We start from the raw sequence: 13,577 nt of genomic DNA on the forward strand, positions 1-13,577 counted from the left end.
CGAATCGGAATCTAGCGGAAGGGTGGGGGCCGGGACAACGGGACGCCGCCAGCCGCGAGCGGGATTGGCGGTTCCCGTGCCGCCGCCTTAATCGGCTGTTAACCGAGGTGGCTCGAACGTTCCGCAAACCGCAGGCGCGCGGTGGCGATTCTCCGTGGCGCGCCTGCGCCGTCTTTCCGGGCATCCCCATCCCCGCATTCCATCGGAGCTACCCCGTGACCACCTCCTCGACCCGTCTGCGCATCGCGGTGCTTTTCGGCGGCCGTTCCGCCGAGCACGACGTCTCGGTGATGTCGGGCACCAATGTCATGCGGGCGCTGGACCCGGAGAAATATGACGCGGTGCCGGTGTTCATCACCCGCGACGGCCGCTGGCTCGCCAGCCGCTTCGAGGATGGCGAGCTGGAGCGGCCTGCGAGCGGCACCGAGCTCTGCCTGGTGCCGGGTGGCAACGGGCGCCTCGTCGCGCTGCCGGCCGGCGGCGTGCCGCACGAACTGCCCGCCATCGACCTGATCTTCCCGGTGCTGCACGGCCTGCCCGGCGAGGACGGCTCGGTGCAGGGGCTCGCCGAGGTGGCGGGGGTGGCGCTGGTGGGCTGCGGCATCCTCGGCTCGGCCACCGCTCTCGACAAGGACATCGCCAAGAAGCTCTATGTCGGCGCCGGGCTGGCCACCGCCCGCTCCGTCACCATCCATCCCGGCGCCGAGCCGAGCTTCGCCGAGCTGTCGGCGACGCTCGGGCTGCCGATCTTCATCAAGCCGGCGCGGCAGGGTTCCTCGGTCGGCGTGAGCAAGGTGACGAGCGAGGCGGACTACGCCGCGGCGCTGGTCGAGGGCTTCCGCCACGACCGCAAGCTGCTCGCCGAGGAGTTCATCGCCGGCCGCGAGATCGAGCTCAGCGTGCTGGAGCAGCCCGACGGCGAATTGTTCGTCTCGCGCCCCGGCGAGATCCGCCCGGCCGAGAGCCACGGCTTCTACAGCTACGACGCCAAATATATCGACGCCGACGGCGCGGCGATCATCGTTCCCGCCCAGCTGCCGGCCGAGGTCGAGGCGCAGCTTCAGGAAATGGCCGCCGGCGCCTTCCGCGCGCTCGGCTGCGACGGCATGGCGCGCGCCGATTTCTTCGTGACGCAGGACATGCGCATCCTCGTCAACGAACTCAACACCATCCCCGGCTTCACCAATATCAGCATGTATCCCAAGGCGATGGCGGCGAGCGGGGTGGGCTATCCCGAGCTGATCGACCGGCTGGTGGCGCACGGGCTGGCGCGGGCGGGGAAGTAGAGGCTTTCCCGCAGCGCGCGCAGCCGCTTCCGCCCGTCTGGAGCCTGTTGGGTTAGAGCACTTTCCTATCGATCAGGTGATTTCACCTGATCGGAAAGGGCTCTAGAGCGCGGTGCGGGCGCGGATCGCCGCGGTGAGCGTGCCCTCGTCGAGATAGTCGAGTTCGCCGCCCACCGGCACGCCATGGGCGAGGCGGGTGACCTTCACCCCGGTCTCGCGCAGGAGCTCGGTGACGTAATGGGCGGTGGTCTGGCCGTCCACCGTGGCGGGCAGCGCCAGCAGCACCTCCCCGACCGCGCCGCCATGCCCCTCGCGCACCCGGCCGATCAGGCCGGCAATGTTGAGCTCGTCCGGGCCGATGCCGTCGAGCGGGGAGAGCGTGCCGCCGAGCACGTGGTAGCGGGCGTTCATCGCCCCGGAACGCTCCAGCGCCCACAGGTCCGACACGTCGGCGACGACGATGATCAGTGTGGGGTCGCGGGTGGGATCGGAGCAGATCAGGCAGGGGCTCTTCACGTCGAGGTTGCCGCAGACCGGGCAGGTCTCGATCTTCGCCAGCACCTCCTCCATGGCTCCGGCGAGCGGAGCCATCAGCGCCTCGCGCTTCTTGATCAGTTGCAACGCCGCGCGGCGCGCCGAACGCGGCCCGAGCCCGGGCACGCGGGCGAGCAGCTGGACGAGGCGTTCGATTTCGGGACCGGCGACGGCGCGGGCCATGATTCATCCTCCCGATGGCCGGGCATGATTAGGCCGGCGGGAGCCGGACGCGCAAGTTCTTCGCCGTGCGATGATCCGGATTGACGCCAGGCTGACCCTAGGTAAATCGAAGGCCGCCGCCCCGGATTTCCTCGACAGCGCAAAGGCGGGTTGCTAACCGGGATGCCACGTCCTGAAGCCTCCCAGAAGCCGATTCCAGCGAGGAAACTGATGACGAAGCCGTTCGCGTTGCTGGCGGCGCTGTGCGCCCTGATGACCGCCAGCCCGGCGCTGGCCGCCGAGGGCGCCGGCCTCGACGGGGCGAGCCTGTCGCTGGCCTGGGGCATTCCCTTCGCCGGCATGCTGCTCTCCATCGCCATCATGCCGCTGGTCGCCGGGCATTTCTGGCATCACCACTATGGCAAGGTGGCGCTGTTCTGGGCGCTGGCGGTGCTGGTGCCCTTCGTGGCGTTCGCCGGCACCGGCGTCACCGTCTACGAGGTGATGCACGCGGCGCTGCTGGAATACATTCCCTTCATCATCCTCCTGTTCACGCTGTTCACCATTTCCGGCGGCATCCTCGTCACCGGCAACCTGCATGGCAGCCCAACGGTGAACACCGCGCTGCTGGCGATCGGCACCGTGCTGGCCAGCCTGATCGGCACCACCGGCGCCTCCATGGTGCTGATCCGCCCGCTGCTGCGCGCCAATGACGGGCGGCGGCACAATGTCCACACCGTGGTGTTCTTCATCTTCCTCGTGTCGAACATCGGCGGCTCGCTGACCCCGCTCGGCGATCCGCCGCTGTTCCTCGGCTTCCTGAAGGGCGTCGACTTCTTCTGGACGACCAGCCACCTGTTCCACGACACCGTGCTGGTGGTGGTGCTGCTGCTCGCCGCCTATTACCTGCTCGACCGCTGGTTCCACGCCCGCGAGGAGGGCCGGCCGCCCAAGCACGACCCGACCCCCACCACCGAGCGCATCGGCCTGCGCGGACTTGCCAACCTGCCGCTGCTCGCGGGCGTGATCGGCGCCATCCTGTTGAGCGCGCTGTGGAAGCCGGACATCGAGTTCAACGTCGCCGGCACCCCGCTGCCGCTGCCCTCGGTGCTGCGCGACCTGATCCTGCTGGCGCTGGCCGGCGTCTCGATCTGGATCACCCCGGCGTTCATCCGCGAGCGCAACGGCTTCGACTGGGAGCCGATCCGCGAGGTGGCCAAGCTGTTCGCGGCAATCTTCCTCACCATCATCCCGGTGATCGCCATATTGAAGGCGGGGGCGAACGGCGCGCTCGCCCCGCTGGTCGCGCTGGTGACGGACGCCAATGGCGAGCCGGTGAATGCCGGCTATTTCTGGATGACCGGCCTGTTGTCCGGCTTCCTCGACAACGCCCCGACCTATCTGGTGTTCTTCAACCTCGCCGGCGGCGACGCTCAGACACTGATGACCACCCATGCGGTGACGCTGGAGGCGATCTCGGCCGGCGCGGTGTTCATGGGCGCACTCACCTATATCGGCAACGCGCCGAATTTCATGGTGCTGGCCATCGCCCGCAGCCGCGGGGTGAGGATGCCGAGCTTCTTCGGCTACATGGTGTGGTCGGGCGTCTTCCTGCTGCCCTGCTTCGCGCTGCTTACCTTCCTGTATTTCCGCTGAGCGGGGCGAGCCCCCTCATCCCATCCCTCTCCCCGACGGGGAGAGGGCGCTTCGGCGGGCTGGCGGGCCGCGTTCAAAGCTTCAGGACGAGGTGCCGGCAAAGCGGGCGCGGAACCAGTCGGCGATCATCGCCCGCTCATAGCGCAGCGGCTCGCCGGAGCGCGCCGCGCGCGGGTTCATCAGGTAGTTCATCGAGCGCAGCGTCTCTTCGCCGCGCCCGACCACCCGGCCGTCGCGGACCAGCCGGTAGCGCAGGGTGAGCGAGGGCCAGGTGTCGGCGCGCATCACCCTGAGCTCGCCGGTGCGCGAGGCGAGGGGATCGATCTTGCCAGCGAGGTCGAGGGCGAGGATGTCGACCTCCATCGCGGTGCCCGGCGGCAGGGCGCGGCGGGCCTCGCGGTCGAAGATGCGCGACAGTCCCTCGAAGGTGAGGCGCTGGTCGACCGGCGACCATTCGAGATTGCCGTCGACATAGCCTTGCGGGGCGATGAAATTCACCCGCGCCGTGGCGGGGGCCGCCGCAGCGGCGGGCGAGATGCCGGCCGGGGTGGCGCTCGCGGGACCGGCGGCGACCAGCGCCGCCAGCAGCGTCAGGACGGAAAGGCGTGTCGGGCGCATCGGCTGTCCTCCGGCCGTCGTGCCCGACGCTCTCGCGCCGGGCCGGGCAGGGAACAGCCTGCCATCATTCGGCGGCGATGGCCATGCGCGGCTGGGCCTCGCGGACCTCCGGATCGACCTCGGCCTCGAAGCGGGCGAAGTTCTCCGCGAACATGCCGACGAGGCGCTTGGCGGCCACCGCGTGGTCGCGGCGATTGGCCCAGGCCCCGACGGGATCGAGCAGCTTCGCCTCGACGCCTTCGACTTCCACCGGCACCTCGAAGCCGAAATGCGGATCGGGGCGGAACGCGCCCGCCGCCAGCGAGCCGTCGAGCGCGGCGGCGACGAGAATGTGCGAGGCTTCCGACGGGATGCGGGCGCCGCGTCCGGCTTGGCCGCCGCTCCAGCCGGTATTCACCAGCCAGCAGACGGTGTCGCCGTCGGCGATCAGCTCGCGCAGCAGATGCGCGCCGGGCGCCGGGTGGCGGTCGGGAGCGAAGCGCGCGCGCGGCGCGCCGTCTTCGGCCGGAGCGGTGTAGCCCGACAGAAGGTGATAGACCGCCTGTTCCGGGCTGAGCCGGGCGATGGCCGGCAGCACGCCGAAGCCGTCGCAACTGACCAGGAACAGCGTGCGCGGCGCGCCGGCGCGGCCGGGCTCGACGCCGGGCAGCACCGCCCGCGCGGCGGGGGCGGCGGACAGGTCCGGCTCGCGGCTGTCGGCATCCAGCGGCACGTTCTCCAGTATGGTGCCGAAGCCGCCCCTGGCGTCGAGAGTGTGTATCCGCCGGCGGCGGCCGACGAACAGGCCGAACACGCCGTCCCGGCTCCAGCCCAGCGGGCCGTCGGCGATCAGGACGAAACGCGGATCGGCGGTGAGAGTGCCGGCCAGCGCGCTCTTGCCGCTGTCCGCCGGGCCGAGGAACAGGGTGAGCCCGCCCTCGGCATCAAGCGCGGCGGCACCGCTCAGCGTCAGCGCGCCGGCACCGGCCAGCACGTCGCCGGCCAGCACGTCGCCGACATGGGCGACCAGCGCCTGCTCGACATGGCCGAGATCGAGCGTGCCGGTGACCAGCAGCAGGCCGGCCTCCGTGTCCTCGGCGATCAGGCCGGGGCCGGCGATGCCGTGGCGGTCGGCATCCGGCCGGAACGCCGGCAGGCAGAACAGGGTGACGTCCGGCACGAAGCTACCGATGCTCTCGCGCTCGGACGCCTGCATCAGGTTGCGGATGGCGAGCGCGTGCCAGGCATGTTCGGTGAACACCCGCAGCCGGCGGATCCGGCCGGGGGCGATCGCCACATGCAGGTCCTGCGCGAACAAGGTGCGGCCGGAGGCATGGGCGAGCATGTCGTCGCGCAGCACGTCGAACGCCGCGCGACCGAGCAAGGCCGTGCCTTCCGACGCCGTGCCTTCCGGCGCCGCGCCTTCCGACGCTTCGGCCGGCTCGCCGACCCGATGCCGCGTCAGCGGCGCCGCGCCGGACGCGGTGCCGCTCTCGACCACCAGCGCGCCGGTGGCGGACAGACGGGCCTCGCCGCGGGCGATGGCGCGTTCGTAAAGCGTGGGGCCGGCAAGGTTCCAGAACACCTTGCCCGAACCGGAGAGACCCGCAGCGGCTGCCGCGTTCTCCTGGTTGCGCATGCCGGTTTCCAGCATGTGTTACTCCTTCTCGTCATATCCGCCGGGCGGCAAACTGACGGAGCACTCGGGCCATTTGTCTGTCATACAGGGTCGAAACCATGGCGAAACCGGGTCGCCGCGATGGCGACCCGTCTATATTTGGATACCGTTTCGCCGTCAGTGATGGTCGTGCTGGTGCTCGTCGGCGGGCGCGTCGCCGTCGCGGCGCCGGGCCGGCACGCCGGCGATTTCGCGAGCCTTCACCGCGAGTTCGACCAGGACGCGGTGGACGTCGTGGGCGCCCGTGATGCGCCGGCCGAAGGGCAGTCGGCGCGCCTCGTGGCCGCGGACGAGGTCGCAGCCTTCCGGGTCGATGCCGGTCATGCGCCAGTCGCCGGCCGCCGCGCCGAGCAGCGCCGTGGCGTAGAGGCCGATGGCGTCGGCATGGTCCTCGTTCATATGCGCGATGGCGCCTTCCTCGCTCGCCAGTGCCTCCCCGGCGCCGGACAGGTCGGTGAGGAAATCGGCAGCCGGCACCTCGGCGATGCGGCCGAAGCCGGCGACCAGATGCGCGCTCTCCAGCTCGATGCGGTAGAAGGCGAAGTCCTTGAAGTCGGCGAAGCCGGCCGAATCGGCGTGGCGGGCGAGGAAGCGGCGCCGGGCGGTGGCGATCTCAGCCTCGCCCTCGACGCGGAAGATGTGCCCCTTGAGGCTGGCGCGCGAGCCCTGCAGCTCGTCGCCCTCGCGGCGCTCGTCGACCAGAAGGCTGACGCGGCGGTCGCCGGCGATGTTGCGGGTGTGGCGGGCGAGCTGCGACAGCAGCAGCACCGGGGCGCCGTCATGCAGGCTCGCCACCTGCACCAGCGAGGCATAGGGCCAGCCGTCGCGATCGAGGCTGGCGAGCGCGCCGGTGCGGGCCTCGCGCAGCAGGCGCTTCACCGTGGCGGCGGCATCGAAACCGGAGGCGTTCATGTCGTTCATGGGAAGGTCTCCCGCGTGGCTTTCCCGGCCGACTGTCTCAGTGACGAAGCCCGGCCGCAGCGTCAAGTGCGAGCCCCTGCCACACGGGACCGGCGGGCATTTTCGCACGCCCGACACGGAAGTTTGCGCCCGTCATCCCCACCCCTGCGGGCCGGCGCATTGGCTAACCGCTTCGAAACGCGCTATTTCTATCTGAGTCTGCTTGCGTGTCACATTCTGGCCACGCCAGCACGGTTCACCGCCGGTTGCGACATCCGCCGCCGAACAGGAACATGTAGATGCCGACCATCGCTCTCGTCGACGACGACCGCAATATCCTGACTTCCGTCTCGATCGCCCTCGAATCCGAAGGTTACCGCATCCAGACCTATACGGACGGCGCCACCGCGCTCGACGGCTTCAAGAGCAACCCGCCCGACCTCGCCATCTTCGACATCAAGATGCCGCGCATGGACGGCATGGAGCTGCTGCGCCGCCTGCGCCAGAAGAGCGACATGCCGGTGATCTTCCTCACCTCCAAGGACGACGAGATCGACGAATTGTTCGGCCTGAAGATGGGCGCCGACGACTTCATCAAGAAGCCGTTCTCGCAGCGCCTGCTGGTCGAGCGGGTCAAGGCGGTGCTGCGCCGCGTCGCCCCCAAGGACGGCACCGCGCCGCGCGAGACCGACAGCGCCAAGGTGCTGGAGCGCGGCCTGCTGCGCATGGATCCCGAGCGCCACACCTGCACCTGGAAGGGCGAGAACGTGACGCTGACCGTCACGGAGTTCCTCATCCTGCAGGCGCTCGCCACCCGCCCCGGCGTGGTAAAGAGCCGCAACGCGCTGATGGACGCCGCCTATGACGATCAGGTCTATGTCGACGACCGCACCATCGACAGCCACATCAAGCGGCTTCGCAAGAAGTTCAAGGTGACGGACGACAATTTCGAGATGATCGAGACCCTGTACGGCGTCGGCTATCGCTTCAAGGAGTAGGCGGCTCGTGCTCGACCCGGAGCAGACGCGCAACCTGCCGCCCGGCGAGGACCCGGAGGAGCAGGATGACGGCGCGCCCGAGACGTCGATGCCGGCCGAGGCGCGCCGGCGCGGCGGCGTGGCGGGCGCGCTCGGCGCCGGCCTGCTCAGCGGCCTGCGCCGGCTGAAGCATTTCGTCGAGCAGAAGAGTTCGTCGAGCCTCACCCGCCGCATCGTGTTGCTCAACCTCGCCGGCATGGGCGCGCTGGTGGCGGGCATCCTCTATCTGTCGGAGTTCCGCGCCGGGCTGATCGACGCGCGGGTGCAGAGCCTGCTGGTGCAGGGCGAGATCATCGCCGGCGCCATCGCCGCCTCGGCGCAGGTCGATTCCAACGCCATCACCATCGATCCCGAGCGGTTGCTGGAATTGCAGGCCGGCGAGAGCTACGGGCCGGGCGAGGAAGGCTTCGCGCCGCTGGAGTTCCCGATCAACCCGGAGCGGGTCGCCCCGGTGCTGAAGCGTCTCGTCGAGCCGACCGGCACCCGCGCCCGCATCTATGACCGCGACGGCATCCTCCTGCTCGATTCGCGCTCGCTCTATTCGCGCGGCGAGATCCTGCGCTTCGAATTGCCCGAGCCGACCGCGCGCCAGCCGAACTGGATGGAGCACGGCTGGAACAGCATGAAGATGTGGTTCGAGCGCGGCGACCTGCCAGTCTATCACGAGCTCGGGCCGAACAACGGCAAGGGCTACCCGCAAGTGGTGGACGCGCTGCTCGGCCAGAAGGCCAGCGCCGTGCAGGTGAATGAGCGCGGCCAGATCATCGTCTCGGTGGCGGTGCCGGTGCAGCGCTTCCGCGCCATCCTCGGCGCGCTGCTGCTCTCCACCCAGGGCGGCGAGATCGACGAGGCGGTGGCGGCCGAGCGGCTGGTCATCGTGCGGGTGTTCGTCGTCGCCATGGTGGTGATGGTGGTGCTGTCGCTGCTGCTCGCCGGCACCATCGCCGGCCCGGTGCGCCGGCTCGCCGATGCCGCCGAGCGCGTGCGGCGCAGGACGCGCCAGCGCGTCGAGATCCCCGACTTCACCGGCCGCTCCGACGAGATCGGCCATTTGTCGGGCGCCCTGCGCGACATGACCGACGCACTCTATTCGCGCATTGAGGCGATCGAGAGCTTCGCCGCCGACGTCTCGCACGAATTGAAGAACCCGCTGACCTCGCTGCGCTCCGCCGTCGAGACGCTGCCGCTCGCCAAGAACGACAATTCGCGCGGCCGGCTGATGGAGGTGATCCAGCACGACGTGAAGCGGCTCGACCGGCTGATCACCGACATTTCCGACGCCTCGCGCCTCGATGCCGAATTGCAGCGCCAGGAGGCCGAGGCGGTCGATTTGCGTCGCCTGCTCGGCACGGTGTGCGGCGTGCAGAACGACGTGGTGCGTGGCGACGACGTGAAGGTGAAGCTCAGCTTCGAGCCGGAGGTCGAGGGCGGCAAGCCGGTGCCCTTCGTGGTGCAGGGCCACGATTCCCGCCTTGGGCAGGTGATCAACAACCTGATCGACAATGCCCGCTCCTTCTCGCCCAAGGGCGGCGAGGTGCGGGTGGCCTGCCACAAGGTGAAGGGCGGGGTGGAGATCATCGTCGACGACGAAGGGCCGGGCATTCCCGAGCACGCGCTCGCCCGCATCTTCGAGCGCTTCTACACCGATCGGCCGGAGGAGCAGGGCTTCGGGCAGAATTCCGGCCTCGGCCTGTCGATCTCCAAGCAGATCGTCGAGGCGCATGGCGGGCGGATCTGGGCCGAGAACCGCGCCCCCGCCCCGCCGCCGCCGGAGCCCGAGCCGGCCGAGGGCGCGCCGCCGCGCAAGCGCCGCCGCCCGGCGAAGAAAGGGGCGAGCGGCGGGGCGCGCTTCATCGTAAGGCTGCCCTGCACATGAGGACATAAGGGGAGGGAACCTGGATGACCGAGGACGGACCGATCGCCGGTACCCATCGCAGTTCCACCCACCACGCCTCCTGCGTGCGGGTGGGCGAGGCCGGGGTGCTGATCCGCGGGCCGTCCGGCGCCGGCAAGTCGCATCTCGCTTTCGCGCTGATCCTCGCCGGGCGTACCGGCCTCATCCCGGAGACGGTGCTGGTCGGCGACGACCGGCTGGTGCTGGAGCGGCGCGGGGATGGGCTGTTCGCCGCCCCGGTGCCGGCGCTCGCCGGCCTCCTCGAGGTGCGCGGCGCCGGGCTGCGCCGGCTGCCCTATGTCGCGGAAGTCGAGGTGGCGCTGGTGGTCGACCTCCACACGCCCGACGGCGCGCGGATGCCGCGCCCGGAGGATTGCCGCCTCGCGATCGGCGGCGTCACGCTCACCCGGCTACCGGTCTACGACCGCGGCGATGCGGTGCACCAAGTGCTGGCGATGCTCTCCACCGAGGCCGCGCTTCAGGAAACTTAAAGCATATCCGGTGGAAATTACCGACGCTTTTCGGCAGGCGTTGCCGCTGTTCCGGCGAAACATTAGTTGTTTCCGTGGCTTAGGCCTTGTTCGCGCGCGGCGCCGCCTGTCCCCCGTCATCCCCAGGCTTTCGCGCGGCGTACTTGCCAATTATGTGCAGCGCAACGATGATGCTTCCCCCACGGGAGCGGGGGGTCGGCCCGCTTGTCTCGGAAATCCTGGCAGCGTCGTACGGACGCGCCGGGGATCGTGCCGGTCAGCCGCACGGCGGAGCAGAATGATAGGGCTTGTACTCGTCACCCACGGACGCCTTGCCAGCGAGTTCCGTGCGGCGTTGGAACATGTGATGGGACCGCAGTCCCAGATCGAGGCCGTCACCATCGGGCCCGATGACGACATCGAGCAGCGCCGTCTCGACATCGTCGCCTCGGTGAAGGCGGTCAACACCGGCCATGGCGTGGTGATCCTCACCGACATGTTCGGCGGCACGCCGTCCAACCTCGCCATCTCGGTGATGACCGAGCCGGACATCGAGGTGGTCGCCGGCATCAACCTGCCGATGCTGGTCAAGCTCGCCACCGTGCGCGCCGAGGTGCCGATGGACGTCGCCGTGGCGCAGGCGCAGGAAGCCGGGCGCAAATACATCAACATCGCCAGCCGCGTGCTCGCGGGGAAATGACGGGCGGGGACATCAGCTTGGCTACCGCCTCCGCCAACCTGCAGCGCGAACTGCCCATCCTCAACAAGCGCGGCCTGCATGCCCGCGCCTCCGCCAAATTCGTGCAGACGGTGGAGCGCTTCGACGCCGTGGTGCGGGTGACGCGCTGCGGCGAGACGGTGAGCGGCACCTCGATCATGGGGCTGATGATGCTCGCCGCCGCGCCGGGAACCTCCATCCTGGTGGAGGCGGAGGGCCGCGAGGCCGAGGCGGCGATCACCGCGCTGGCCGATCTGGTGGGCGACCGCTTCGGCGAGGGCGAGTAGCGGCTCGGGCGGCGGCTCGACCGGGAGCGCAGCCTTCTTCCTTATCGTTCTCAACGATCATCCCCTCGGGAGCCGGCAGGGTCGGACCTTTCCGGGACGGCGACCCATGGCCGGGCGCGGCTTCTCCCCCTCTCCCCGAGGGGAGAGGGGTGGGGCGAGGAAGCGCTACGCTTCCTGATGTCGTTCCCCGTCACCGTCCCGCCGAACGGTCCTGCCTCTCCGCCGAACCCCGTCGTTGCCGGAACCGCGTCCGGCAGCAGCCGGGTTCGGATGGGGAGAGGGAAGTTAAGGGGCGGCCCGGAGGTCTACCGGGACCGCCGCTGCCTTCTTGGCTGCCTTCTTGCCCTGCCCTTTCCGAGTAGCCTTTTGAGATGTGGGGCCGGGTCGAACCCCTGCGGGACCGGCGCCCTATGGCTTGGTGCAGAGTCTTTACCATCTTCCCTTGGGGAAGGGGTTGGGGTGGGCGGGCTCTACGCTTCCCGATGTCGTTCCCCGACATCGCGCCGCCGAGCGGTCCACTTCTCTGCCGAAGCCGGCTGTTGCTGGAACCGAGCCCGGCGGCAGCCGGGTTCGGGCGGAGAGGGAAGTTAAGGGGCGGCTCGCAGGTGCCCGGCCCCGGCGTCGGTTGAAAGAGCGACGGGCCTGTCGAGCGCGGCCGGCGGCATTTCGGAGGCGGCCGCCCGTGTGCGGCGGGCCGCATTTCAGGCTTCGTTTTCGCCTGTCATATAAAGACATCTTTATATCGTTATTGAAACCTCCCGTCGGGACTGCTATCAACCCGACCGAGCTTCGATCCATCGGGCCGGAGCCGCTTCGTCCATGCCGTCGGCATGGCGGCGGCGCGCGGCTCGTCAGGCAAAAGGAACCGACCATGGCCACCGCCAGCGACTACATCGTCAAGGACATCAGCCTCGCCGGCTTCGGCCGCAAGGAGATCGATCTCGCCGAGACCGAGATGCCGGGCCTGATGGCGATCCGCGCCGAATACGGCCCGTCGCAGCCGCTGAAGGGCGCGCGCATCGCCGGCTCGCTGCACATGACCATCCAGACCGCCGTGCTGATCGAGACGCTGGTCGCGCTCGGCGCCGACGTGCGCTGGGTGTCCTGCAACATCTTCTCGACCCAGGACCACGCCGCCGCCGCCATCGCGCAGGCCGGCGTGCCGGTGTTCGCCTATAAGGGCGAGACGCTGACCGAGTACTGGGACTACACCGCCAAGCTGTTCGACTGGCATGGCGGCGGCGTCCCTAACCTGATCCTCGACGATGGCGGCGACGCCACCATGCTGGTGCATTACGGCCTCAAGGCCGAGGGCGGCGACACCGCCTTCCTCGATACCCCCGGCTCGGAAGAGGAAGAGATCTTCTTCGCGCTGATCAAGCGCCTGCTCGCCGAGAAGCCGAAGGGCTGGTTCGCCGAGGTCGCCAAGTCGATCAAGGGCGTGTCGGAAGAGACCACCACGGGCGTGCACCGCCTCTACAAGCTGGCCGAGCAGGGCAAGCTCCTGTTCCCGGCGATCAACGTCAACGACTCGGTGACCAAGTCGAAGTTCGACAACCTCTATGGCTGCCGCGAGTCGCTGGTGGACGCCATCCGCCGCGGCACCGACGTGATGCTGGCCGGCAAGGTCGCCTTCGTCGCCGGCTTCGGCGATGTCGGCAAGGGCTCGGCCGCCTCGCTGCGCCAGGCCGGCGCCCGCGTCATCGTCTCCGAGGTCGATCCGATCTGCGCGCTGCAGGCGTCGATGGAAGGCTATGAGGTGGCGACCATCGAGGATGCCTTCACCCGCGCCGACATCTACGTCACCTGCACCGGCAACAAGGACATCATCACCGTCGACCACATGCGGCAGATGAAGGACCGCGCCATCGTCTGCAACATCGGCCACTTCGACAACGAGATCCAGGTCGCCGGCCTGCGCAACTTCAAGTGGACCAACATCAAGCCGCAGGTCGACGAGATCGAGTTCCCGGGCGGCAACCGCATCATCCTGCTGTCGGAAGGCCGGCTGGTGAACCTCGGCAACGCCATGGGCCACCCGTCCTTCGTGATGTCGTCCTCGTTCTCCAACCAGACGCTGGCGCAGATCGACCTGTGGGTGAACCCCGGCAAATACGACAAGAAGGTCTACACCCTGCCGAAGGTGCTCGACGAGAAGGTGGCGGCGCTGCACCTGGAAAAGCTCGGCGTGAAGCTGACCAAGCTCTCCCCCGAGCAGGCCGACTATATCGGCGTGACGGTCGACGGCCCGTTCAAGGCGGATCATTACCGCTACTGAGAGCGGCGCCGCGGCGCGATCGATGAATAAAGGAAGGCCGGGTTCGTCCCGGCCTTCGTCGTTTCACGCGGGTTGTCGGG

At 69.1% G+C, this 13,577-nt stretch carries 12 protein-coding genes; 8 read left to right on the top strand and 4 right to left on the bottom strand.

What is annotated here, in order from left to right; translation table 11 throughout:
• Positions 1 to 215: 215 nt before the first annotated feature.
• Positions 216 to 1,286, top strand: coding sequence for a D-alanine--D-alanine ligase family protein (locus KHC28_RS24330; RefSeq protein ID WP_214010972.1), 1,071 nt, complete (start codon positions 216 to 218; stop codon positions 1,284 to 1,286).
• Between the two features lie 102 nt (positions 1,287 to 1,388).
• Here the strand turns inward: KHC28_RS24330 and recR are convergent, their stop codons facing one another.
• Entirely contained in the window at positions 1,389 to 2,003 is a 615-nt protein-coding gene (recR, locus tag KHC28_RS24335) for a recombination mediator RecR (protein ID WP_214010973.1), read from the bottom strand.
• 210 nt (positions 2,004 to 2,213) lie between these two features.
• On the opposite strand from recR, the gene KHC28_RS24340 reads away from it, so the two are divergent.
• Positions 2,214 to 3,638 (top strand): sodium:proton antiporter, encoded by a 1,425-nt coding sequence (locus KHC28_RS24340; RefSeq protein WP_214010974.1) that lies wholly within the window; start codon positions 2,214 to 2,216, stop codon positions 3,636 to 3,638.
• Positions 3,639 to 3,719: 81 nt separating this feature from the next.
• Here the strand turns inward: KHC28_RS24340 and KHC28_RS24345 are convergent, their stop codons facing one another.
• The 3 genes from KHC28_RS24345 to KHC28_RS24355 all read right to left on the bottom strand — a co-directional run bounded on the left by KHC28_RS24345 (position 3,720) and on the right by KHC28_RS24355 (position 6,834).
• Positions 3,720 to 4,256, bottom strand: a complete 537-nt coding sequence (locus KHC28_RS24345) for a DUF3016 domain-containing protein (protein WP_214010975.1) — start codon at positions 4,254 to 4,256, stop codon at positions 3,720 to 3,722.
• 64 nt (positions 4,257 to 4,320) lie between these two features.
• Positions 4,321 to 5,889 (bottom strand): phosphoenolpyruvate carboxykinase (ATP), encoded by a 1,569-nt coding sequence (locus tag KHC28_RS24350; protein WP_214010976.1) that lies wholly within the window; start codon positions 5,887 to 5,889, stop codon positions 4,321 to 4,323.
• 141 nt (positions 5,890 to 6,030) lie between these two features.
• Positions 6,031 to 6,834, bottom strand: coding sequence for a HugZ family pyridoxamine 5'-phosphate oxidase (locus tag KHC28_RS24355; protein WP_246565174.1), 804 nt, complete (start codon positions 6,832 to 6,834; stop codon positions 6,031 to 6,033).
• A gap of 278 nt (positions 6,835 to 7,112) precedes the next feature.
• Here KHC28_RS24355 and KHC28_RS24360 point away from each other — a divergent pair, with 278 nt between their 5' ends.
• From KHC28_RS24360 to ahcY, 6 genes are all read left to right on the top strand, one after another.
• On the top strand, positions 7,113 to 7,811 hold the full coding sequence (locus tag KHC28_RS24360; protein ID WP_213365125.1) for a response regulator transcription factor: 699 nt from the start codon (positions 7,113 to 7,115) through the stop codon (positions 7,809 to 7,811).
• Positions 7,812 to 7,899: 88 nt separating this feature from the next.
• Positions 7,900 to 9,726: a sensor histidine kinase gene (locus KHC28_RS24365; protein WP_214011480.1), complete on the top strand. Its 1,827-nt coding sequence runs from the start codon at positions 7,900 to 7,902 to the stop codon at positions 9,724 to 9,726.
• Between the two features lie 23 nt (positions 9,727 to 9,749).
• Positions 9,750 to 10,235: an HPr kinase/phosphorylase gene (locus tag KHC28_RS24370; protein ID WP_214010977.1), complete on the top strand. Its 486-nt coding sequence runs from the start codon at positions 9,750 to 9,752 to the stop codon at positions 10,233 to 10,235.
• A gap of 277 nt (positions 10,236 to 10,512) precedes the next feature.
• Positions 10,513 to 10,914, top strand: a complete 402-nt coding sequence (locus KHC28_RS24375; protein WP_214010978.1) for a PTS sugar transporter subunit IIA — start codon at positions 10,513 to 10,515, stop codon at positions 10,912 to 10,914.
• A 17-nt stretch (positions 10,915 to 10,931) separates the two neighbouring features.
• Positions 10,932 to 11,219 carry an HPr family phosphocarrier protein gene (locus KHC28_RS24380; protein ID WP_246565175.1) on the top strand — a complete coding sequence of 96 codons (288 nt, stop codon included), beginning with the start codon at positions 10,932 to 10,934 and terminating at the stop codon, positions 11,217 to 11,219.
• 871 nt (positions 11,220 to 12,090) lie between these two features.
• Positions 12,091 to 13,497: an adenosylhomocysteinase gene (gene ahcY / locus KHC28_RS24385; RefSeq protein WP_214010980.1), complete on the top strand. Its 1,407-nt coding sequence runs from the start codon at positions 12,091 to 12,093 to the stop codon at positions 13,495 to 13,497.
• Positions 13,498 to 13,577 lie beyond the last annotated feature (80 nt).

Source organism: Ancylobacter sonchi, from assembly GCF_018390695.1.
Classification (GTDB): Bacteria; Pseudomonadota; Alphaproteobacteria; order Rhizobiales; family Xanthobacteraceae; genus Ancylobacter; species Ancylobacter sonchi.